At 69.5% G+C, this 23,033-nt stretch carries 18 protein-coding genes and 1 pseudogene; 7 read left to right on the plus strand and 12 right to left on the minus strand.

Going from position 1 to position 23,033, the window contains the following annotated elements; genetic code table 11:
• The first annotated feature begins 116 nt into the window (after window positions 1–116).
• Window positions 117–1,361: a chemotaxis protein CheA gene (locus VS93_RS10485; RefSeq protein ID WP_236700467.1), complete on the plus strand. Its 1,245-nt coding sequence runs from the start codon at window positions 117–119 to the stop codon at window positions 1,359–1,361.
• Window positions 1,362–1,483: 122 nt separating this feature from the next.
• Here the strand turns inward: VS93_RS10485 and VS93_RS10490 are convergent, their stop codons facing one another.
• Window positions 1,484–2,866 (minus strand): NAD(P)H-quinone dehydrogenase, encoded by a 1,383-nt coding sequence (locus VS93_RS10490; RefSeq protein ID WP_046469779.1) that lies wholly within the window; start codon window positions 2,864–2,866, stop codon window positions 1,484–1,486.
• A gap of 300 nt (window positions 2,867–3,166) precedes the next feature.
• Here VS93_RS10490 and VS93_RS10495 point away from each other — a divergent pair, with 300 nt between their 5' ends.
• Window positions 3,167–3,967: a purine-nucleoside phosphorylase gene (locus tag VS93_RS10495; RefSeq protein WP_082126782.1), complete on the plus strand. Its 801-nt coding sequence runs from the start codon at window positions 3,167–3,169 to the stop codon at window positions 3,965–3,967.
• Window positions 3,968–4,513: 546 nt separating this feature from the next.
• Here the strand turns inward: VS93_RS10495 and VS93_RS31430 are convergent.
• The 5 genes and pseudogenes from VS93_RS31430 to VS93_RS10520 form a co-directional block, all read right to left on the minus strand.
• Entirely contained in the window at window positions 4,514–5,137 is a 624-nt protein-coding gene (locus VS93_RS31430; protein WP_162231668.1) for a PH domain-containing protein, read from the minus strand.
• Window positions 5,134–6,229, minus strand: a pseudogene (locus tag VS93_RS31435) (adenosine deaminase). Before VS93_RS31435 ends, VS93_RS31430 begins: the two are co-directional and overlap by 4 nt.
• A 32-nt stretch (window positions 6,230–6,261) precedes the next feature.
• Window positions 6,262–7,503 (minus strand): M20 family metallopeptidase, encoded by a 1,242-nt coding sequence (locus VS93_RS10510; RefSeq protein WP_046469782.1) that lies wholly within the window; start codon window positions 7,501–7,503, stop codon window positions 6,262–6,264.
• Between the two features lie 18 nt (window positions 7,504–7,521).
• On the minus strand, window positions 7,522–8,757 hold the full coding sequence (locus tag VS93_RS10515) for a glutamate--cysteine ligase (protein ID WP_082126784.1): 1,236 nt from the start codon (window positions 8,755–8,757) through the stop codon (window positions 7,522–7,524).
• A 440-nt stretch (window positions 8,758–9,197) separates the two neighbouring features.
• The gene (locus VS93_RS10520; protein WP_052745666.1) at window positions 9,198–10,352 is read right to left on the minus strand and encodes a YihY/virulence factor BrkB family protein; all 1,155 of its coding nucleotides are present in this window, start codon (window positions 10,350–10,352) and stop codon (window positions 9,198–9,200) included.
• A 578-nt stretch (window positions 10,353–10,930) separates the two neighbouring features.
• Here VS93_RS10520 and galK point away from each other — a divergent pair.
• The 3 genes from galK (at window position 10,931) to VS93_RS10535 (ending at window position 14,402) form a co-directional block, all read left to right on the plus strand.
• Window positions 10,931–12,202, plus strand: coding sequence for a galactokinase (galK, locus tag VS93_RS10525; protein ID WP_236700468.1), 1,272 nt, complete (start codon window positions 10,931–10,933; stop codon window positions 12,200–12,202).
• Window positions 12,203–12,304: 102 nt separating this feature from the next.
• A complete protein-coding gene (locus VS93_RS10530) occupies window positions 12,305–13,561 on the plus strand; it encodes an LCP family protein (RefSeq protein WP_394298813.1) in 1,257 nt (418 codons plus the stop codon).
• A gap of 466 nt (window positions 13,562–14,027) precedes the next feature.
• Entirely contained in the window at window positions 14,028–14,402 is a 375-nt protein-coding gene (locus VS93_RS10535; protein WP_046469783.1) for a hypothetical protein, read from the plus strand.
• Between the two features lie 78 nt (window positions 14,403–14,480).
• Here VS93_RS10535 and VS93_RS29060 read toward each other — a convergent pair whose 3' ends face one another.
• The 3 genes from VS93_RS29060 to VS93_RS10550 form a co-directional block, all read right to left on the minus strand.
• The gene (locus tag VS93_RS29060) at window positions 14,481–15,044 is read right to left on the minus strand and encodes a hypothetical protein (RefSeq protein ID WP_156184775.1); all 564 of its coding nucleotides are present in this window, start codon (window positions 15,042–15,044) and stop codon (window positions 14,481–14,483) included.
• Between the two features lie 607 nt (window positions 15,045–15,651).
• On the minus strand, window positions 15,652–16,869 hold the full coding sequence (locus tag VS93_RS10545) for an NADP-dependent isocitrate dehydrogenase (RefSeq protein ID WP_046469784.1): 1,218 nt from the start codon (window positions 16,867–16,869) through the stop codon (window positions 15,652–15,654).
• 317 nt (window positions 16,870–17,186) lie between these two features.
• Window positions 17,187–17,558, minus strand: coding sequence for a DUF3017 domain-containing protein (locus tag VS93_RS10550; protein WP_236700469.1), 372 nt, complete (start codon window positions 17,556–17,558; stop codon window positions 17,187–17,189).
• Between the two features lie 479 nt (window positions 17,559–18,037).
• Between VS93_RS10550 and VS93_RS10555 the strand changes: the two genes are divergently transcribed.
• A complete protein-coding gene (locus VS93_RS10555) occupies window positions 18,038–18,643 on the plus strand; it encodes an FHA domain-containing protein (protein ID WP_046469785.1) in 606 nt (201 codons plus the stop codon).
• 86 nt (window positions 18,644–18,729) lie between these two features.
• On the opposite strand, the gene VS93_RS10560 is transcribed toward VS93_RS10555, so the two are convergent.
• From VS93_RS10560 to purN, 3 genes are all read right to left on the minus strand, one after another.
• Window positions 18,730–19,581 carry a bifunctional methylenetetrahydrofolate dehydrogenase/methenyltetrahydrofolate cyclohydrolase gene (locus VS93_RS10560; protein WP_046469786.1) on the minus strand — a complete coding sequence of 284 codons (852 nt, stop codon included), beginning with the start codon at window positions 19,579–19,581 and terminating at the stop codon, window positions 18,730–18,732.
• A 34-nt stretch (window positions 19,582–19,615) separates the two neighbouring features.
• Window positions 19,616–21,184, minus strand: a complete 1,569-nt coding sequence (purH, locus tag VS93_RS10565; protein WP_046469787.1) for a bifunctional phosphoribosylaminoimidazolecarboxamide formyltransferase/IMP cyclohydrolase — start codon at window positions 21,182–21,184, stop codon at window positions 19,616–19,618.
• 286 nt (window positions 21,185–21,470) lie between these two features.
• Entirely contained in the window at window positions 21,471–22,148 is a 678-nt protein-coding gene (gene purN / locus VS93_RS10570; protein ID WP_269082831.1) for a phosphoribosylglycinamide formyltransferase, read from the minus strand.
• Between the two features lie 278 nt (window positions 22,149–22,426).
• Here purN and VS93_RS10575 point away from each other — a divergent pair, with 278 nt between their 5' ends.
• On the plus strand, window positions 22,427–22,837 hold the full coding sequence (locus tag VS93_RS10575; protein WP_046469789.1) for a hypothetical protein: 411 nt from the start codon (window positions 22,427–22,429) through the stop codon (window positions 22,835–22,837).
• Window positions 22,838–23,033 lie beyond the last annotated feature (196 nt).

Raw genomic sequence — 23,033 nt, forward strand, 5'->3', positions numbered from 1 at the left:
GGAGCGGCCGGGCACCGCGGCGGGGACGCCTTAGGCTGGAGGAACAGCCACCGCCGTGGGAACCGTGGAGTGCCCTCGTTCGTCTCACGAGGTGAGGGAGGCGAGAGGAAACGATTATGTTGCGCCGCTTGGTAACGACCGCCCTGCTGACCGCAGGGTTCACCGCCGTAATGGCGACCTCCGCAGGCGCCGCCGAGGCCCCCAGCGAGAACGAGGTCGCCGACGCTCTGCAGAGCGACCACCTCTACGTCGAAGAGAGCATTACCGACGAGCAGTTCCCCCAGGAGGAACGCGACGCCCTGGCCCAGACGGCCGAAAGCGCCGATTCCCCCGTCTACTACGTGCTCCTGTCCGACGGGACCTTCAGGTCTCAGACCACGCTCGAGAACTTCATGGACGGGGTCATGGACGAGGTCGGCGACGGCGTCTACGCCGGTTTCGCCGGCAGCCAGGGGTACTTTGTCGAGTCTCCCAACCTTGAGGAGTCCGCCGTCCAGGAGATCGGAACCGACGCCAGGGCGGCCGGCAACGACAACCAGGCCGACACGCTCGCGGCCATCCCCGACGCGATCGAGGCTCAGGAGTCCGGCGAGGCCGCGTCCGCGGTCTTCGGCGCGGTGCTGCTCGGCCTGCTCGCGCTGGCCATCGCCGGCGGAGGGTACTTCCTGTACAGCTCCAAGAAGAAGCGCGAGGCCCAGAAGGCCAAGGAACTCGCCGAGATCAAGCAGATGGCGAACGAGGACGTCGTCCGCCTGGGCGAGGACGTCGCACGCCTGGACATCGATCTCGGCAAGGTCGACGACGCCACGCGCACCGACTACTCCAACGCAATGGACTCCTACGACCGGGCCAAGACCCTGCTCGACACGATCAAGGAGCCCCAAGAGATCCAGCAGGTCACCAACGCCCTGGAGGACGGCCGCTACTCCATGGTGGCCACCCGTGCGCGGATGAACGGCGAACCGGTGCCCGAGCGGCGCCAGCCGTGCTTCTTCAACCCGCAGCACGGGCCCTCGCAGCAGGACGTCATGTGGGCGCCGCCCGGCGGCACCTCCCGCTCCGTTCCGGCCTGCGCCTCCTGCGCGCAGGCGGTGCTGTCCGGCCACGACCCCGATGTCCGCATGGTCGAGGTCGACGGCCAGCGTCGCCCCTACTACGACGCCGGCCCCGCCTACGCTCCCTATGCCGGCGGCTACTTCGGCATGGACATGATGATGGGCATGTTCACCGGCATGATGATGGGCTCCATGATGGGGTCCATGATGGGCGGCGGGATGATGGCCGGCGACATGGGCGGTGACATGGGCGGCGGCGATTTCGGTGACTTCGGGGGCGGCGACTTCGGCGGGTTCGACTTCTGAGCGGCTCCGCCCCCGTATCGGCTGAACGGGCCCCGGCACGGCCGGGGCCCGTTTCGTTGCCGGCCACCCAGAGGGGGCGCTGTTCCCAGGGGACCGGTGCGGGCCCTGGTGGGGCCTGCCGGCTACTCGGGTGACGCCTGCATGAGGGAGCGTGCGGCCTCGGTGACACTGCCGGAGAGGGACGGGTAGATCGCGAAGGTGTGGGCGAGCTCGTCAACGGTGAGGCGCTGCTGGACGGCCAGGGAGACTCCGAGGATGAGTTCACTGGCGCGCGGGCCGACGATGACCCCGCCGAGCACGATGCCGGTGTGCTGCCGGCAGATCAGCTTGACGAAGCCGTCCTTGGTGTTGTGCATCTTCGCGCGCGGGTTGGTGTCCAGCGGCAGGTTGACGATGCGGGCGTCGACTTTGCCGGAGCGGACGTCCTCCTCGGTGGCCCCGACGGACGCCAGCTCCGGATGGGTGAACACGGTCGCGGCCACGGTGGAGAGCTTCAGCGGGGACACCGCCTCCCCCAGGGCGTGCCACATCGCGATGCGGCCCTGCATGGCGGCCACAGAGGCCAGCATGTTCACCCCGGTGCAGTCGCCCGCGGCGTACACTCCCGGGGTCGAGGTCCGCGACACCCGATCGACCTGGATGAACCCGCCCTTGTCGAGGCGGACACCGATCTCTTCAAGGCCGAGGTTCACGGTGTTGGGGATCATCCCCACGGTCATGAGGCAGTGGCTGCCCGCGATCGTCCGGCCGTCGGACAGGGACACCTCGACCCCGTCCCCGGTGTTGGTGACCGATTGCGCGCGCGTGTTGCCGAGCACGTTCATGCCCCGGCGCCGAAAGACGCCTTCCAGCACCTCGGCCGCGTCGGCGTCCTGGGTGGGCATCACCCGGTCGCGGGAGGAGACCAGGGTGACCTCGGAGCCGAGCGCCTGGTAGGCGTTGGCGAACTCGGCGCCGGTGACACCGGATCCGACCACGATGAGCTTCTCCGGCAGCGAGTCGAGGTCGTAGAGGTGCCGCCAGGTGAGGATGCGTTCGCCGTCGGGTTTGGCGGTGGGCAGCTCGCGCGGGTGGGCGCCGGTGGCGACAAGCACGACGTCGGCGTGGAGGCGCTGGTCGCCGACCGCGACGATGCGCGGATCGACCAGCCTTCCCTCGCCGGGGATGATCTCGACCCCCTCTTTGGCCAGGCGGGCGGCGGTGTCCTCGGACTGCGCCTTCGCGAGACGTTTCACCCGGGGATTGACGACCGTCATGTCCACATCGATGGCGCCCTTGCCGCTGGGGTCGTCGACGATGTGGATCCCGAGCTCGTCGGCCTCCTTGACGTAGGTCCTCCGGACCGACGTCGCGATGAGTGTCTTGGACGGCATGCAGTCCGTCAGAACGCAGGCGCCTCCGATACCGTCGCGATCCACTACCGTTACGTCCGCGCCGAGTTGTGATGCGACCAGGGCCGCCTCGTACCCTCCGGGCCCACCACCGATGATCACGACCTTCGTCACGTCCGCTTCACTCCTTCAGGGCGGTCAGGCGCCTCGGGCCGGGATCGCCGGCCGCCTCGGCTCCCACCACCCGGATATTTCGTGGTGCTCGCCTGTCGCACTACTATTCTCCGTCATCCTCGCCGTGACCGCGTCATGGAAGCCGAGGTAGGAGCGCCCTTCTCCCCGCGCCGTACCGGAACGCGGGCCGCGTTCGCCCGCCAACGGAGATGGGCGCCTGCCCTGCGTGGCGCTCGGGCACGGCCCATCGCCGGGAGTACGCTCCAGAATGTGAGCGAATCCACGCACGACCGTCCCGAAATGTGGACGGCTGGCGCGAAGGAACTGGCGGCCGAGGCGGCGGAACATCTGAAGTACCGGTGCGGCGCCGACAGCTATGAGGCTGTGGTCGTACTCGGTTCGGGGTGGAGCGGAGCCGCCGAGTCGCTGGGGCTGTCGGACATCGAACTCGACATGTCGGAACTGCCGGGGTTCGTCGCTCCAAGGGCCACCGGGCACTCGCCGAAGGTGCGCAGCATGTGGGTCGGCACGAAGCGGATCGCCGTGTTCCTCGGCCGCACGCACCTCTACGAGGGGCACGGCGCCATGCAGGTCGCCCACGCCGTGCGCACCGGAATCGCAGCAGGGGCCGGGGTCGCGCTCCTCACCGGGTCCGCGGGGTCCCTGCGCACCGACTTCGCCGTGGGGCAACCCGTCATCGTGCGCGACCACATCAACCTCACGGGCACGTCGCCCCTGTTGGGGCCGGACTTCGTCGACCTGAGCAACGCCTATGCCCCCTGGCTGCGCGACGTCGCCCGCGAGGCGGACGAGGCGCTGACCGAAGGCATCTACGCGGCGCTACCCGGACCCCAGTTCCAGACACCAGCGGAGCTGGCCATGCTGCGCAGCGCGGGGGTCGACCTGGTGGGGCACTCCCTCGCGCTGGAGACCATCGCCGCTGTGGAAATGGGCGCCGAGGTCCTGGGACTCGCCATGGTCAGCAACGACGCGATCGGCGCCGTGTTCGAGGGGGTCGACTCCGAGCAGGCGCTCAGTGTGGTCCAGCAGCGCGCCCGGAACCTGGGCGAGCTGCTGAACAGGGTCCTGCTGCGGGTCTGACCGGGCGGGTCCGGCGGATCGGGAAGGGACCCCGTCCCTCCGCGCCGGGGCACAGAGGTCCCTCCCCGAGGAGGAGGGACACCCGACCAGCCGAAGCGCCACATCGCGCCCCGGACTGGCACCGGCGAGCCCGCGCCCGGCATCTGCGTGGAGAGCAGCATCCCGAGGCCGGCGACGGGTCGGCGTCGGCCGCGGATACGGCCGTTGTGTCCTCGCACGGCCCGGAGAGTCCCCGCGAACTCGCGGAAAGCCGGTCCGCGCCTCCTCCTCGATGGTGCGCCGGCACGGCTCCGACCGGGTTCATCCCCGCGATTCGTCCCGGACGGCACCGAACACGAGTGGCGATTCGTGTCCGCCGGCGCACCCTTTTTCCAGTTGACCGCAACGCCCGCGGAACCCGGCACCTGGCGGCGCCCATGGTGTCCGAGTGGTCACCCGAACCCCGAATTCCTTAGGCATGCCTTACCTAGCCAGCATTTCCCGGCCGAAGTCAAGCCTTCGGGAAAAACGCGTCGGAAGCCCGCGCCCCCGGGACCCTGCGGGGTGTCAGCCCAGCACCACCACCAACAGCACGAGCAGCGGCCCGGCGAGCGCCGCGACCGGACCGGGCGACCAGGTGGTCGTCGGGGCGGTGGGAACCGCGGGGCCGCCCGCATCCCCTGCCGGTTCCCCGGCCGCGCTCGCGGCCACAGCGGTCATCGGCCGCGCCTTGCGCTTCTCCGCCTCGTCCCGGAGCCGCTTCGCCGCGAAGTCCACCGGCCGCATCGTGCGCGGATCGTCCTCCTCCGTGCCCGGATCGACGTAGCCGCCGGCGCGGCGCAGGTTGTCGCGGACCTTCCGGCGCTTGGTCTCGCGCAGCGCCCAGGAGCGGAACACCGCGCCATCGGCGTGCACGCGCAGCACGTCGGTAACGTCGGCCCAGGTGAACGCCGACCACGGCACGAACGTTTCGCGCAGCGGGTTGACCAGTCGGACACCGTGCTCGGTGGGGACGACACACGGCCGCAGCCAGAGAACATAGGTCCCGCCCACCGTGAGCAGCAGGACCGCGCCGGGGATCAGCGCGTTGAAATCGCCTTCGCTGACCACGAGGTCGACCAGCAGCAGGGCCGCGACGCCGACCCACACCCATCCGAGGACACGGGGCAGCGGTGCGGTCAGGGGCTTCAATCGGCCGCCCACTTCAGCCGCGCGAAGCCCGGTTTGATCTTCCCGTTGATGAGCGCAAGCCGCTCGTCGAAGCAGGAACGCCGACTTCATCGCGTTGACGGTGAACCACTGCAGGTCGTCCCAGTCGTACCCGAACGCGTCCACGAGCTTCGCGAACTCCTCGGTCATGGTGGTCCCGCTCTGCAGCCGGTTGTCGGTGTTGACCGTGACGCGGAACCACAGCCGGCTCAGCAGACCGATCGGATGCTCCTCGATCGAGAGGGCCGCCCCGGTCTGCACGTTGGAGCTGGGGCACATCTCCAGCGGCACACGCTTGTCGCGGACGTAGCGGGCCAGCCGCCCTATCTGGACCTTGCCGTCGCCGACCTCCTCGATGTCGTCGACGATCCGCACCCCGTGCCCGAGGCGGTCGGTGCCGCACCACTGCAGCGCCTCCCAGATCGACGGCAGCCCGAACGCCTCGCCCGCGTGGATCGTGAAGTGGGCGTTCTCCCGCCGCAGGTACTCGAAGGCGTCCAGGTGCCGGGTGGGCGGGTAACCGGCCTCCGCCCCCGCGATGTCGAAACCGACCACGCCCACGTCGCGGTAGCGCACCGCCAACTGGGCGATCTCCAGGGAGCGGGCGGCGTGCCGCATCGCCGTCAGGAGCGTGCCGACACGGATCGAGCGGCCCTGGCCGGCGGCCCGGTCCTGGCCGAGCTGGAACCCCTCCAGGACCGCCTCGACGACCTGGTCCAGTGTCAGTCCCGCTTCGAGGTGCTGTTCAGGCGCATAGCGGATCTCGGCGTAGACGACGCCGTCGGCCGCGAGGTCCTCGGCGCACTCGGCCGCCGTCCGTACCAGCGACTCGCGGGTCTGCATCACCCCGACGGTGTGCCGGAACGTCTCCAGGTAGCGCTCCAGCGAACCGGAGTCGGAGGCCCCGCGGAACCACGCCGCGAGCTCCTCGGAGTCTTTCGTGGGCAGATCGGCGTAACCGGCGGATTCGGCCAGCTCCACGATCGTCTGCGGACGCAGCCCGCCGTCGAGGTGCTCGTGTAGCAGCACCTTGGGTGCCTGGCGGATCTGCTCCCGGGTCAGCTTTTGGCTCATGCGTCTCAGGATGCCACCTGGTGCCCGCCCGGTCAGGCGAGCGCGGTGTCTTCCACCGGGTCCTCGCTGCGCGGGCGGGAGCACTCCGACAGAGCGGTGAGCGCGGTGGCCACCATGAGCTGCACACCGGTACCGATCGCGCGCTCATCCACGTCGAAGGTACCCCGGTGCAGGTCCAGCATCGGCTCGTCCGAGTTGGACGAGTGGGTGCCCAACCGGGCCAGGGCTCCCGGGACCTGCTCCAGGTACCAGGCGAAGTCCTCGCCCCCAAGGCTCTGCGGGGTACTGGCCAGCGACTCCTGGCCCAGCGTCTGGGTGCAGGCGTCGCGCAGCATCCGCACGCTGCCCGCCTCGTTGACGGTGGGCGGGACACCGCGCCGGTAGTCCACCTCGGCTGTGGCCCCGTACGGGGCCACAGCCGAGTCCACCAGCTCTTTCACCAGATCGGGGGCGGAATGCCAGGCCTCGTCGTCCAGGCAGCGCACGGTTCCCTCGGCGACGGCGTCGTCGGGGATCACGTTGGGCGCCGAACCCGCACTGGCCCTGCCCCACACCAGGCTGAAACCGGCGCGCGGATCGACCCGGCGCGACAGGGCGGCGGGCAGCTCCGTCACGACCTTGCCGAGGGCGTAGACGAGGTCGGACGACAGGTGCGGCCGGGCCGTGTGCCCGCCGGGACCCGACAACCGGACCATGAGCTGGTCGCAGGCGGCCGTTATAGGGCCGACGCGCAGCCCCACCTGCCCGGCGTACAAGCGCGGATCGCAGTGCAGCGCGAAGATGCGCTCGACGTCGTCGATCGCGCCCGCGCTGATGACCTCGCGGGCCCCGCCCGGCATCTCCTCAGCGGGCTGGAAGATCAGCCGCACCCTGCCCGGCAGCGCACCCGCGCGGGCCTGCTGGGCGAGGAACATACCGCTGGCGAGCAGGATCGTCGTGTGGACGTCGTGCCCGCAGGCGTGCGCCGCACCGGGGACCGTGGACCGGTAGGGAACATCCTTCTCGTCGGTCATCGGCAGCGCGTCGATGTCACCGCGCAGCGCGACGACCGGGCCGTCACCGGAGCCGACGTCACAGGTGAGGCCGGTGCCATGGGGAAGCACCTTCGGCGACAGCCCGAACCCGCGCAACCGTTCCACGAGCCGCTGTGTCGTCCGGTGTTCAGCGAAGGCCAGTTCGGGGTGCATGTGGAGGTCACGACGGAACCCCACGAACTCGCGCTCCTGCCGAGCCAGAAAGGCTGTCAACTGTTCCCGCAGGTCACGCCCCTGCATGCGAGGGCCCTCTCTTCCTCAGGTACTCTTCGTGCTCTTCAGCGATGGTTCTCGGCCGGCGTCGTCGCCGGTACTATCGGGCTCCGTTCCACCCCGATCCGCGGTCCGCCGTGGCCGGGGGGCGATGCCTCCGAAACGGAACTCCGCCGCCAGCGCGTCCACGACGTCGTTGAGTGTGCCGCCCTGGTCGATGATCGTCCGTTGCCGTTCATAGGAGGCGCCCTTGTCGAGGACCTCCCAGGCCACATCCAGGTCTTCGGCGCAGCCGAGGCGCTCCGCCACCGGTTCCAGCTCGCGGAGGAGCTCGTATACGTCGTCCCGCAGCGGGACGGTGCTTCCGTGTTCATCGGTGATCACGCGAGCGTCCAGTCCGTACCGGGTCGCCCGCCACTTGTTGTCGTTGACGACCCAGGTGGGCGGGCTGGGCAGCCCGTAACCGCGATCAAGCTGCTGGTCGAAGAGCCGCACAAGACTCTGTGACAATGCGGCGGCCATTCCGACCTCGCGCAGGGTCGGGATCCCGTCGAACATCCGGATCTCGATCGTCCCGAAATCCGGGTGCGGGCGGACATCCCACCAGACTTCTTTAATACTACTGATCGTTCCCGCCCGGATGAGCGTCTCCATATATTCCTCGAAGGTGGGCCAGTCGCGGAGCCGCGGCGGGGGCCCGGCGGTGGGCAGCGCCCCGAATATGATCGACCTGCTGGACGCCAATCCGGTGTCGTGGCCGCTCCAGAAAGGACTGGAAGCGGTGAGTGCCAGGAAATGCGGAAGGTAGTTCGCGAGCGCGTTGACGATCGGCACCGCCTTTTCCCGCGAACGGATTCCCACGTGCACGTGCACCCCGAAGGTGAGAATGCGCCGGGCGAGCCATTGCATCTGGTCGATGAGTTCGCCGTAGCGCTGAACGGGGGAGAGCGTCTGGTCGCGCCAGTCGTCCAGCGGATGGGTTCCCGCGCAGATCGGCGCCAGTTGGCGCGGTTCCAGGATCTCCTGGAGGCGGCCTATGGTACCTCCGAGATCGGAGGTGACCTCCTCGACGGTCTCGCAGATTCCGGTGACGACCTCCACCGTGCACTGCATGAGCTCATGGCGCAGCGGCGGACTCGCGGACGCCTCGCTCAGGTCCGGCAGCGCCCCGAGAACCTGCTGTGCCTCCTGCCGCAGATGTCGGGTGTGAACGTCGATGAGCTGTAGTTCCCACTCCACCCCGAGGGTGGCACGGTCGGACGCGTTGAATTCGATGGCCACGATCAACCTCCGCGCAGTCTTCCGGCCGGTTCGCTCACCGACGTCAGGGGCACCATAAGCGAAGTTCCGGCCTGTCTGTCAGTCGGTCCCATGACCGGGTGCACTCCCTTATGAGATCACTACGCAGCGCGCCCTGCGGCGAGCCGCCGAATGGAGTTGAGACTTGGTTCCGCTGGAGCCGTGATTACCGACATCCGCCGAACCGGCCGGAAAATGACCGGGCATGTCCCGAAAGGGCACACCCTCTACGTCACGCGAGGCCGGGATGCCGCTCCTGTGCGACTTACCCGAATCTCACCGGATACGCGGCGCTTTCCGGATCGCTTCCGGTGACCCTATGTCCCCCTCGGTGTTGCCACGCTACACAAGACTCTTCCAGCAGGCCGGAAAGTGATCGATACGTGATGTAGCGGTTGTCGCCCGCCGGCCGGTGACAGGCGTCAGGAGAGCCGGCGCCGGCGACGCAGCCACCACGCGCAGGCGACACCGGCACTGATCGTCACGGGCACCGCGACACGCCGCGCTACTGTGCGCGGCGACCAGTGCCGCGCCGTCCGTTCCTTCTCCTCCGCACGGGCGGGAGGCGACGAGGCGGCGTCGCGGTGGCGCGCGCCGCCCTCGCCGGTTGCGGACCGCGGCGGTCCGGCGGCACCCGCCGGCACCTGCATCGGCACCGCCCCCTGGTACGGCGGGGGTACGGGAAGCCAGGTCGCGGTCCAGGCGGCCGCGAAGATCACCAGCCGCATCACCAGGTTGATCCACACCAGCAGGCCGACGAGGACCGCGAACGACGCGTATACCGGGTTGCCGAGGGTTCCGGCGATCAGGGTCGCGCCGAGCGCCTTGAGGATCTCGAACCCCACAGCGGCCAGCAGGGCTCCGCGCCAGAGCAGCCGCCAGGACCGCCGGGTCCCCGACAGCCGGGAGAACACCACCAGGAAGATGAGGAGGTTCACGGCGATGGCGGCCACCAGGCCGACCGCCTTGGTCGCGATGATCAGGACCTCGACCTCGCCCAGGTCGATCCAGTTCAGCAGCCACCGGGTGGCCGTCTGCAGCACGCTGGTGAGCGCCACCGAAAACAGCAGTACCGTTCCGAACACCAGCATGACCATCGTGTCGATGAGCTTGGCCACCACGTAGTTGGGGCTATCCGTGATGCTCTTCAGCCAGATGGCGTGCAGTACCTCGCGCAGAGAGGAGACCGCGTTCACCCCGGAGTAGACCAGCCCGAGCAGGCCCAGAATCCCCGCCCCCACACGCGCCTGGGCTATCTGGTCGATGGGCAGGTCCTGGGAGAGTCCCGGCAGCACCTCGCTGAGGGCCTGGTCCATGTACTGGCGCGCTTCCACGTTGAACTCGGCGAGGTACCCCGCAGCGGCGAACGCCAGCGCGAGAAGCGGGAAGAACGACAGGAACGCGTAGTAGGTGACGGAGGCGGCGAGCTGGGTGCCCCGGCAGTCGGAGTAGCGCTCGTAGGCCCGCGCCGCGTGGTCGAAGCCCGGGCGGCGCTGGCGGGCGGCCCAGTAGCTCTCCATGGCCAGGTTGCGGTAGTGCCGCACTCGGTCCTTGGCCTGTCCTGCCAGCGAGGGCATGGGCTCCCTGCCCCTCTTCGCTCCCACGTGACGACGAATCTCCCGACCCTAGCCGCGAGCGGCCTCGCGCGCAGAGGACAGCGCGCCGGGGCTCGCGGACAGCACTCCCGCATTAGACCACAAAGTCGATCAATTCCAGTCAGCTTCGGCCGCTGCTCGACCGCACGGGGGCGGTTCCTCTCCTGGGCGGACTTCCCGCGCCTCCGCCCGGCTCACAGAGGTGTCCGCCCGCCGCGTCCCGGTACCGGGACGCGGACCGGCGGCGTGGACGGGCCCCGATCCGGCGTTCGGACCGCACCTACGACTGTTCCCCTGCGGCGCGCACCTGGGAAGCTGAGGTATCCCGCCGGAGCAGGCCGGGAACGGCCGCCCGGATCGAGGGGGCACCGCGGATTCCATGCGCCGGCCGCGCGCGTACCGGCCGTCCGGCGCGGAGCAGTCGAACACCGAGGAGAGGCAGTGAAGACCCCGGGTACGGAAAACGCCGGACATACCGGCACCATCGTCTCCACCTCCCGCGCACTTCGCGTCCTGCGCCGGACGCGGGATACAGCGGCCCCGAAGGCGGAGGCAGCGGTATGAACGCGCTCCGGAGAATGCTGGCCCCGCTCCGCCGGAGCATGGTCGGGAAGCGCCGCTTCCCCGCTGTCCGGGAGGAGTGGCCCGTCTCCCCCGCGGTCGACACCGCCGCACTCACCGCCGCGTTCACGGAGACCTTCGGGGCGGCCCCGACCGGGGTATGGCGCGCACCGGGGCGGGTCAACCTCATGGGCGAGCACACCGACTACAACGACGGCCTGGTACTGCCCATGGCCCTTCCGTGGGGAGTCTCCCTCGCGCTCGCCCCGGCCTCCGGCGGCGCCGTCGAGGTCCGTAGCGCACAGCGTCCCGGGGAGACCGCGCGGTTCAGTACCGCCGAGCTCGACCCTGAACACCCCGCGGTCACAGGCTGGGTCGGCTACGTCGCCGGCGTGTTCTGGGCGGCGCGCGAGGCAGGCCATCTCAGCCCCGGCACGGGGGCGCGGATCCTGCTGGACTCCGACCTGCCTGTGGGAGCGGCGCTGTCGTCGTCCGCCGCTGTGGAATGCGCAGCTCTCCTGGCGCTGTCCGAGGCTTGCGGCCTCGACGAGCTCTCAGGCGACCGCGCCGCGATGGCCCGGATCGCCCACCGCGCCGAAAACGACTTCGTCGGCGCGCCCACCGGAATCATGGACCAGAGCGCTTCATTGCGCTGCAGGGAAGGCCATGCCCTTTTCCTGGACTGCCGGAGCGCCGGCGCCCGCACCATCGCACTGCCGCTGCAGAAGGCCGGCCTGCGGCTGCTCCTCATCGACACCAGGGTGCGGCACCGGCTCAGCGACCCGGAGGGCGGCTACGCGGCCCGGCGAGCGGAATGCGAGCGCGCGGCCCGGCAGGCGGGTGTCGGGTCGCTACGCGACATCGACGACCTCGCGGAGGCGCTGGGGCGCATCAAGGACCCGGTTCTGGCCGCCCGGGTCCGGCACGTGGTCACCGAGATCCACCGGGTGAACGCCGCTGTCGGTCTCATACGGGCCGGGGCGCTGCCCGAGCTCGGTCCGGTGTTCACCGCCTCTCACCTCTCGCTTCGCGACCAGTTCGAGGTCTCGTGCCCGGAACTGGACCTCGCGGTGGAGACGGCGGTCGGGGCCGGCGTCCGGGGGGCGCGGATGACCGGTGGCGGCTTCGGAGGGACGGCGATCGCCCTGGTCGCCGAAGAACGTCTGGAGGGGGTGCGCCAGGCCGTGGCCGAGGCCTTCGCGAAACGCGGATGGGCCGCACCGGGCTTCCGGGAGGCGCTGCCCTCCGCGGGGGCCCGGCGGCTTGCCTGAGCTTCAGAAGGGGCATGCGGTGCGATCATGGCCTTTTCCACTCCGAACCCAAATACGATGTGCCGAGTCATAACGGAAAGAAACACGTGATCGACCCGGCGGATGCACAGATGGGCGACCAAGGCCATGGTTGACGGGACGAATGGGCATAATCGGAGGTCACGAGGATCTCCTGACGACCACGACCAGACCGGCGTATTCCGCCGGGGTGCCAGCGGGACACCCGACGAGATCGAGCGGCTCTACCGGCCCCGCCGGTCCGAGGAGCACTCCGCAGGCGGGGATGCCGGCGCCACACGCCGGATGCCGCCGGCCGGTGACGACCGCCCGCCGCGGCGCCCCGCACCGGACCGCGGACGGGGGCGCGTCTACGACGGTTCCGGACGCAAGCGCCGCGAGCGGGAGCTCCGGCGCAGGCGCCGCCGCAGGATCCTGGTGTTCCTCCTGGTCGTTCTGCTTCTCCTGCCCGGGCTCTTCTACCTCTGGGCCGATTCCCGGCTTGAGCGGGTCGAGGCGCTGCAGGATTACGAGGGCCGCCCCGACAGCCAGCCCGGCACGACCTACCTGATCGTCGGATCAGACAGCCGCGACGGGCTCACCGAAGAGGACCAGCAGGACCTGGCCACCGGCTTCGCCGAAGGAAAGCGGACCGACACGATCATGGTGCTGTACGTTCCCAGGAGCGGCACACCGACCATCATCAGCGTGCCGCGCGACTCCTACGTGAACATCCCCGGTATCGGCGAGAACAAGATCAACGCGGCCTTCGCCGAGGATCTCGGCGGTGGCCCCTCCCTCCTGGCGCAGTCCTTCGAGCAGGCCAGCGGCGTGCACATCGACCACTACGTGGAGATCGGCATGGGCGGGTTCGTGGACATCGTCGACGCGGTCGGCGGCGTCGAACTGTGCCCCGAGGAACCGATGGAGGATCCGAAGGCCGGACTGGACATCGAGGCCGGCTGCCAGGAGATGGACGGCGGAACCGCGCTCGGCTACGTGCGCACGCGCGCGACGCCCCGCGCCGACCTGGACCGCATCGAGCGCCAGCGCGAGTTCTTCAGCGCACTGGTCGACAAGTCCACCTCGGCCGGGACGCTGGCCAACCCGTTCCGCTCGGTGCCACTGGTCACCAAGGGAACGGAGACATTCGAGGTGGACGAGGGCGACCGGCTGCACCACCTCGTCCGGATGGGGTTGGCGATGCGCGCCGACCCCGCCACGACCGCCGTTCCCGTCGGCGCCACACCGACGCTGGGCGGCGTGGGCTCGGTCGTCCTGTGGGACGAGGCCAGATCCGAGGAGATGTTCCAGGCCATGCGCGAGGGCGAGGAGATCCCCGAGTCGGCGATGGAGGAGTGACCCCCATAGGGGCATCCGGCGCCGCCGGCTGGACGGGGGCGGGGCTCTGCGTGAGAAGGTCGGGTGTGCCGGATCCGTCCACCCTTACCGCCGCTCGGGGGGCGCACGAGACATGGTCGTCGGTGTGTGGAGGTTCTCCGGCGATCTTGAGGATTGCGTTCCTTCGTGCGCGCGTGAAGGAACCAAATCCTCAACGTCGGCGGGATTTTGCCGGGTGGGGGTTCATGGTCGCCGTGGGAGCGGCACCAGACGCCGGAACCTGTCGGACGACCCGGGCTCGATATGCGGATGTGGCTATGAAGCGCTCCCTGTTCGGGGTAGAAACGACACTACGCGACTCTCCGTGACTCTCCGCATTCCGAGCGGAAGGAAGTCCAGTCGTGGTCGTGTACACATGGACCTGCGGTAAATGCGGACAAGAGAACCCTGACGGAATGATCAACTGCCCCGAGTGCAAGGACTAGGCATGGCGGACAAAACCACACGCCCAGGGGACCGGTACCGGCCCAGGCCTGGCCATTACCACAGCAAGCACTCGTTCGCCCGCATGGTCGCGGCCAACGAAGCCGCGGCGCGCGGCTTAAGCGTGGTGTTCGACCACTCTGTTCCCGACTGGGTACCCGAGGAACTACGTCACGCCGCCGGCTACATCCCTGAGCGCGGGTGGTACGTGCTGGCCAACGTCAACACCGACGCCGGGGAGATCCTGCTGCCCGCCGAGAAGGAGTTTGTGCCGGTCGCGAAACTTCTAGAGCATGAGTGGTCCGTGGACGGCGCAATGGGGTGGGTACGGGTGCAGATCCCGGGCCGGCCGAGCCCTGTCGGCAACCCTCAGCGGTGACCCGTGGCTCTTGCGGATAGGTTCCGCGAGGGACGTTTCAACGCTGCCGTCGAGAAGTCGACCAGACGCCGGAGCCGGTCAGCGGCCGGACAGCACCCGGCCTGGCTCGTCCAGCCACAGCAGATGCCCGCTCTCAGCGGTCACGGTCAAGCCGAACCGGTCGGGCCCGGGGCTTCCGAGCATCATGTACCCGGCCCGTCCGTGGAAGCGCCCGTGAGCCACCCCCTCGGACACCGTGGTCCCAACGATCCCCCCGAAGCCATATCCGGGCTGCCAAGGGGCGACGATGATCCCGCCGGGACGGGTGGTGACTAAGGCGTCCGGGATGCGGCGGATGGCGCAGGTGACGTGTACCCGGTCGTAGGGCGCTCCGTCGGGCCAGTGGCGCAGCGACTCATAGTCGGCACGCCAATCCTGCTGGGCTGTGGGGCTGTCGGCGTCGATGCGCGCGGCGAACACCCGCTCGCCCACGACCACCGCGCGAACCGCGTACGCCACCGGAATGCGTTCCTGGAACAGATGGGCCGTCAACCCCGGCTTCGGATCGAGGAGGTCGTCGGGATCGTCAATGGGGGTGGTGTGGATGAGGCGGACCTGGCCCTCGTCGGCATGCCAGACACCAGACAAGGGCTTGTAGACCATGGGCCGGTCGAGTTCCTTGGCCCAGTCCTCAGGGCCCTGGTTATCTTCCCTGGACCTGCCCGGTGGTGAAGTCGCTGGTGTCGCTTCGACGCTTGCTGGTCGGGTGCCGGGGCGCACGCAGGAACCGCAAGCCCCACGGCCTCGCGTCCGAGGCCATCTCGTCCGCTGACTGGCCACGGTGGGGACGGCCACCTTGGTGAGGAGCGGGAGCGGGGCCACCCGGTTCAGGACGCGGCGGCCGGTTCGTTCGGGCGCCCCGAGCGCGCCGCCGCCCGCGGGGCGGGCTCGGAACGGCCTCGGATCCATGAAGGGCCCGCCGTTCCCTTGGACAGCGGGCCCTTCTCGTGACGTTCCGGCACCGCGCGCCTACCCCCCAGCGGCACGTAGCCAGGACGCCAGTCTGGACGCCCTTGGCGGCGGCGCCACTGAGCACCCCCAACCGGGCATCTCTTCCTAATTTAGACAATATTCGCGAAATAGGCGAATTGCACGTGAGTTCTTATATCGCCCCGGCGGTCTTCCGGGTGGCCGCCCGAACCAAAACGGCAGAGACAGCAGAGCCGGGCCGCCGCCACAGCGGCGGCCCGGCCGCGATCGTCCGGGCGGTTCAGGCCAGGCGCTTCTGCAGGTTCTCGTCCAGAACGGCCAGGAACTGCTCGGTGGTGAGCCACTCCTGGTCGCCGCCGATCAGCAGCGCAAGGTCCTTGGTCATCTGGCCGGACTCGACGCTCTTGACGACGACGTCCTCTAGCGTGTTCGCGAACTCGACCACACCCGGCGTGTTGTCGAGCTTGCCGCGGTGCTCCAGGCCCCGCGTCCAGGCGAAGATGGACGCGATCGGGTTCGTGGAGGTCGGCTTGCCCTGCTGGTGCTGGCGGTAGTGCCGGGTGACGGTACCGTGCGCGGCCTCCGCCTCAACGGTGCGGCCGTCGGCGGTGCGCAGCACGGAGGTCATCAGTCCCAGCGACCCGAAGCCCTGCGCGACCGTGTCGGACTGCACGTCGCCGTCGTAGTTCTTGCACGCCCAGACGTAGCCGCCCTCCCACTTGAGCGCCGCGGCCACCATGTCGTCGATCAGCCGGTGCTCGTAGGTGATGCCGGCGGCGTCGAACCGCTCCTTGAACTCGGTCTCGAAGATCTCGGCGAACACATCCTTGAACAGGCCGTCGTAGGCCTTGAGGATCGTGTTCTTGGTGGACATGTACACCGGGTAGCCGCGGTCCAGGCCGTAGCTGAAACTGGCCCGGGCGAACTCCTCGATGGACGTGCGGTAGTTGTACATGCCCATCGCGACACCGCCGCCCTCGGGGAAGTGGGCGACCTGCATCTCGATGGGCTCGCCGCCGTCATCAGGGGTGTAGGTGATGGTCACCGTGCCGGGGCCGGGCACCTTGAAGTCGCTGGCCAGGTACTGGTCGGCGTGGGCGTGCCGGCCGATGATGATCGGCTTGGTCCAGCCGGGGACCAGCCGAGGAACGTTCTCGCAGATGATCGGCTCGCGGAAGACGACACCGCCGAGGATGTTGCGGATCGTGCCGTTCGGCGAGCGCCACATCTTCTTCAGGCCGAACTCCTCGACCCGGGCTTCGTCCGGTGTGATGGTGGCGCACTTGACGCCGGCGCCGTACTGCTTGATCGCGTTGGCGGCGTCCACCGTCACCTGGTCGTCGGTGCGGTCGCGCTCCTCGATCCCGAGGTCGTAGTACTTCAGGTCGATGTCCAGGTACGGCAGGATCAGCCGTTCCTTGATGAAGGCCCAGATGATCCGGGTCATCTCGTCGCCGTCGAGCTCTACTACGGGATTCTCAACCTTGATTTTGGCCATGGCTGTGTGGCTGTCCCTTCGTTTCGGCTAGCCGTCGTGTGGCTGGAGGCCGTGCCGCCAACACGCCGCGGGTGCCGACCGCCGGGGAACAGGCCGCCACCGGCGCTGGCCGCGATCGCCGCGGACCAGGCCCGGTCGCCGTGCACCCGGGCCTGGTCGCGGTGAAGCCTGCGGTCGCGCGTTCACGTCACACCTCGTAAGCTCGCCGCAAAGCGCTGCGCCCGGGTGGTGGCGGGATGGATCCGTGCCCACCGGGTCTCTCAGCGACTCCGTCGATCGAACGTCTCTGATATCTCGATATCAAGCTTATTAGACGTCTACTCCGTCAGTTGCGGGGCCACCCAAGCCAGCACGATCAGCAGCACCGCGAGCGTGGTCAGTGTCACGAGATCCATCCATCGGCTCCGGACCGCCAGCATGCCGATCTTCTCCGGCGGCAGGAAGAACCGGAACACCGCGCCCAGCAGCAGGGCACCGGCGATCAGTGCGGGCCCGCGCTTGAAGTAGGCGGCCGCGACGATGACGATTCCGGCGGCCATCGTGGCGAGCACCAGAAAATAAGGGACCTGGGAAAGCCACCCGGGTGCCTCCGCGGGCGGATCGGGGCGCTGCCCGGCCTCCCCCTCGGGGTCCTCTCCGGGTGAGTGTGACTGGGGTGCTACCGCTTCCTCCACCGTTTTCTGGCTCACCGTAAACCTCGCGCTAGGCAGACCGTATTCCAGACCCCGGCACCGCGACCGATCGCTCCATGGCGCAGTCCGGCCACACGTGATCACGCCAGGGCCGAAACCAGAACGCACACGAGATCAACGACCGAGCTGGACTTCGATCAACTCCACGTTCTCACTGGCCACGGCCAGGGTCATTCTAGTGAATCCGCGGCACCAACCCATCCCACACCGCTCTGAATCGGCCGCTGCGCCTTCCATGCTGACTATGACCCTATTCCTAGGACATACCGTAAAACCTCCGGGAGCGCCGCCTGGCTTCCGAGTAAGAGCGTAGAACTGTCACCGCCCGGGTAACCCGACATGAGATGAGTGCCACGGTGAGCGAGGACAGCCCCCCCATGACTCCCACTCAGTCAGCGCCCGACAGCCGAACCACCACCGCCACGCCCCGCCGCGAACTCTCTCATCGGCCGCGCCCCACTCCGGGAGGAACTACCGTGGACGGGCCCCACATACGGGTCGAGGAGAGCGGGGACGTAAAGCCACTGAACGCCGAGGTCACCACGGTCGGGCGCGGTGAAGGCGCCGACATATGCCTCGGCGATCCGAGCGTGTCGCAGCTCCACGCCGAGCTGGTACGCCGCGGGCCCTACGTCTATGTCGTCGACCTCGGCCTTTCACGCAACGGCACCAGAGTCAACGGTCGCCCCATCGCCCGCAGGGTTCTCGAAGAGGGCGACGTGGTCAGCTTCGGCGCCGCCCGATGCACGATCGGCGGTCTTCCCCGCGAGGAACTCAACCCCGAAGTCGAACTGCGCAGGGGGGCCGCTCCGGAGCTGACCCGCAGAGAACTCGACGTTCTCACGTCGTTGTGCCGACCGGCTCTCTCCGACGAGGCGTTCGTCTCACCGGCCACGGCCCGGGAGATCGCCGAGGACCTGGTCGTCACCGAAGCCGCTGTCAAACAGCACCTGCTCCGGCTTTACCAGAAGTTCCGGATCCCCGAAGGGCCGAACCGCCGCACCCGCCTGGCCAACGAGGTCGTGGCCCTCGGCCTGGTGCGCCCCATGCCGACGCCCGAGCGCGAACGCAAGGCGAGCTGACACAAGGGGCCGATGCGGCCCCTTGTGTCCCGACGATCCGGCTCCGGACGCTTCCGGCCCCGTGCGAGCGAACGGGACGCCGCGCTCTATCCCGCCTGCCGCTCGGCGGCTTCCACGACGTTGACCATCAGCATGGCGCGGGTCATCGGCCCCACACCCCCCGGGTTCGGGGAGACGTAGCCGGCCACCTCACGCACGTCTTCCGCCACATCGCCGGCGAGCCCCTGGTCGGTGCGCGTTACGCCGACGTCCAGGACCGCCGCCCCCGGCTTCACCATGTCCTTGGTGATCAGTCCCGGCACCCCGGCGCCCGCGACGACGATGTCGGCCCCGCGTGTGTGCGCGACGAGGTCGCGGGTGCCCGTGTGGCACAGGGTCACGGTGGCGTTCTCGCTGCGCCGGGTCAGCAGCAGCCCCAGCGGGCGCCCCACTGTCACCCCCCTGCCCACCACGACGACCTCGGCCCCCTTGAGCGGGATCCCGTACCGGCCGAGCAGCTCCACGATGCCCCGCGGTGTGCACGGCAGCGGCGCTTCCTGCATGAGCACCAGCTTGCCGAGGTTCGCCGGCTGCAGCCCGTCGGCGTCCTTGTCCGGATCGATCAGACCCAGCGCCCGGTTCTCGTCCAGCCCTTTGGGCAGCGGGAGCTGGACGATGTACCCGGTGCACTCGGGATCGTCGTTGAGCTCGGCGATGGCCTGCTCGACGTCGGCCTGGCTGGCCGTCTCCGGCAGATCCCGGCGGATGCTCTCGATGCCGACCTCGGTGCAGTCGCGGTGCTTGCCCGCGACATAGGTGTGGCTACCCGGATCGTTTCCCACCAGGACCGTGCCCAGGCCCGGCACGATGCCCTTGGCCCGCAGCGCGGCCACGCGTTCGTTGAGCTCCGCCTTGATGGCCGCAGCGGTGCCCTTGCCATCGAGAATTTGTGCGCTCACGGCGTCCCGTTCCTTGTGTGGTTGCTGTCGCTGCTCAGTGGAAGAAGTGCCGGGTTCCCGTGAGGTACATGGTCACCCCGGCACGCTCGGCCGCCGCGACGACTTCGTCGTCGCGCACCGAACCGCCCGGCTGGACCACGGCCCGCACACCCGCCTCCGTCAGTACCTCAAGACCGTCGGGGAACGGGAAGAACGCATCACTGGCCGCGACCGCCCCCCGGACCCGGTCGCCGGCGCGCGTGACCGCGAGGCGCGCGGAATCGACCCGGTTGACCTGGCCCATTCCGACGCCCACGGTCGCACGGTCCACTGAGAGCAGGATCGCATTAGATTTCACCGCGCGCACCGCACGCCAGGCGAACGCCAGGTCGGCGAGGGTCTCATCGTCGGCGGCGGGCCCCGCGCGCAGTTCCCACGCCGCGGGGTTGTCTCCCGGCGCGTTGACCGTATCGGCGCTCTGCAGCAGCATGCCGCCGCTGATTCCGCGGACCTCGGGGCGCGCGGCGCGGTCCGGTGGCGGCACCGTCAGCAGCCGGATGTTCTTCTTGCGGGTCAGCACCTCCACCGCACCCGGGTCGAAGTCCGGTGCGGCGAGGACCTCGGTGAAGACTTCGGCCACCTGCTCGGCCATCGCCACGCTCACAGGACGGTTGGTCGCGATGACGCCACCGAACGCCGACACCGGGTCGCAGGCGTGCGCCTTGCGGTGGGCTTCGGCGATATCGCCGCCCACAGCGATGCCGCACGGGTTGGCGTGCTTGATGATGGCGACGCACGGCTCGGAGAGGTCGTAGGCGGCGCGGAGCGCGGCGTCGCCGTCGACATAGTTGTTGTAGGACATCTCCTTGCCGTGTAGCTGCTCGGCGCCGGCCAGCCCGGGACCGGAGGGGTCGTCGCCACGGTACAGCGCGGCACGCTGGTGCGGGTTCTCCCCGTAGCGCAGGGTGGCCTGCCGCTCGAACGCGGTGGCGTAGAAGGCCGGCCACCCGGTCTGCTCAGCGACCTCGTCGGGGGCGTACTGCGTGGCGAACCAGGTGGAGACGGCGGCGTCGTAGCCCGCGGTGTGCGCGTAGGCCTGCGCGGCCAGGCGCTTGCGCTGCTCCAGGGTGAACCCGCCGGCGCGGACCGCCTCAAGCACGTCGTCGTAGCCGGTCGGGTCGGTGACGACGGCGACGCCGACGTGGTTCTTGGCCGACGCGCGGATCATCGCGGGCCCCCCAATGTCGATCTTCTCGATGCACGCCTCGGGCGACGCCCCCGAGGCCACGGTCTCCCGGAACGGGTACAGGTTGACCACGAGCAGATCGAACGGTGCGATGCCCAGTTCGTCGAGCGCCGCCCGGTGATCGGCCTTGGACCGGTCGGCCAGCAGCCCCGCGTGCACGTTCGGGTGCAGGGTCTTGACCCGCCCCTCCAGGCACTCCGGGAAACCGGTGACGTCCTCCACGGGGGTGACGGGGACGTCGACCTCCATCAGCCGGGCCGCGGTGGAGCCGGTGGAGACGATCTCCACGCCGGCCTCCGCGAGGCCGTAACCGAGCTCTTCCAACCCGGTCTTGTCGTAAACACTGATCAACGCACGCCGAACGGGCTGCTGGGTCACCGGTTCTCCTTGGTAACTTAACGTCCTCCCCCGGCTGGGAGCGGGGGATTCTCCACCTGCCGGCCCGCATTCGCGGTGCGGCTTGGGCCCTTGCTTCATCGACAACCGCCAGGTCGCGACCTGGTCTCACATCGTCCCCATTCCCCCGTTGCGCTGCTCCGCCGTGAGTGCGCGACGAGGGCCCGATGTCCATCGTCTCCGCCCGCCCGGTGGCCCGGCTCCAGCAGCCATCAGGTGGCGCGTAACGTGCGCGGCGCTCGAGCGGCGCGTCAACTCGGGATGCGCTTCACCTCCGCTCTTGGGCCTCGGAACACTCTCGCGGGAAAGGGCGGTGGCCGGGCTGGTGGAGCGCTCCGGGCCACCCGGCCCCCAGCCGCACGTGCCGCCCCGCGAGGGTCCACCCGTCGCGGGCCAGCCGACCCACGACGTCGACCAGCATGCGCCGCTCCACGGCCTTGATGCGCTCGTGCAGACCCGCGACGTCGTCCTCAGGGGCCACCCGGACCGTCACCTGGTCGATGATGGGGCCGGTGTCGACCCCTTCGTCGACGAAGTGCACGGTGGCGCCGGTCACCTTCACCCCGTGGGCGAGCGCGTCGCGCACGGCGTGCGCGCCCGGGAAGGCCGGTAGCAGCGCCGGATGGGTGTTGACGACGGTGTACCGGCTCAGCACCTCCGGCCCGAGAAGCCGCATGAAGCCGGCCGAGACCACGAGGTCGGGCCGGAAGCGGGCGATCTCCTCCGCGAGCGCGGCGTTCCACGCACCGCGGTCGGAGAAGGCGGCGAACGGCGTCACGAAGGTCGGGACACCGGCCTGGTGCGCGCGGGCGATCCCCTGCGCGCCCTCGCGGTCGGCCCCGACGGCCGCGACGGACGCGCCGTAATCCGGGTCGGCCGCCGCGTCGAGCAGGGCCGCCATGGTGCTCCCCGCCCCCGATATGAGGACGACTACTCGCGCCGACAGTGTGCTTCCCCCTCCTAAGAGAACACCGCGGGAACGCCTACGCTCCCGTTCATCCCCGAGGGCACGGCGCGAACGCGCGACGCCCGGGGCGGGCACGCCCGTTACGCGGGCGGAGGCGGGGATGGCCGGGCCCATCCGCTTGGTCACCCTATCTCGCCGGGTAGCGTCTACCCCAAGAGGACCCACGGAGTGCGGCCCGCCCGCTCCGCCGCACCGCGAGGTCCCTGACCGGCCGTCGAGACGCCTACTGGCCGCAACCGCGATTGAGGAGAGACCCCGTGAGCAAGGACCCCACCGAGCCGCGCGCCGAAGGGCAGCAGTCCACTGTGGAACGAGGCGGCCTATGGGGACTCTTCTTCTCCGCTGCGGGGCTGCTCCTCCCCCCGTTCGGCGCCCTGCTCTGCGTCCTCGGTATCTCGCAGGGCCGGCGTGCCCGCCGCGCCGCCAAGGAGAACAATGCCCAGGCCCCCGGTGCGATGATGAGCATGGTCCTCGGGTGGATCGGCCTCGGGGTGTCGGCCGTCGTGATCACCGGGTACACCGTGTTCTGGAACGAGTACTCGGCCTACCAGGAGTGCTCCGCGCAGGCCCATACCGTGACCTCCCAAGAGCAGTGCGACGAGACGTTCCGCGAGGCCATCGCCGAACGCTCCGGTCTGCCCAAGGAGGGCATCCCCCCACTGAACTGACCCGGTCGGGAACGTCCGGTCACTCCCGCCCGGCCGCTCCCTGCTCGGCCTCGGTGCCGGGCCCGGCCTCGTAGCTGATGCCGAACAGTCCCTCCGCCTCCTCGTCGGTGCCCGTATTGCGCCGGCGCAGCGCGGGAAGCCACGGCCGCCTGCGGTGCGGCACCTCCGCGGCGGGGGCCGCTTCACCGCCGGCCGG

Origin of the sequence: Allosalinactinospora lopnorensis (assembly GCF_000981225.1) — a bacterium.
GTDB classification, from domain to species: Bacteria; Actinomycetota; Actinomycetes; order Streptosporangiales; family Streptosporangiaceae; genus Allosalinactinospora; species Allosalinactinospora lopnorensis.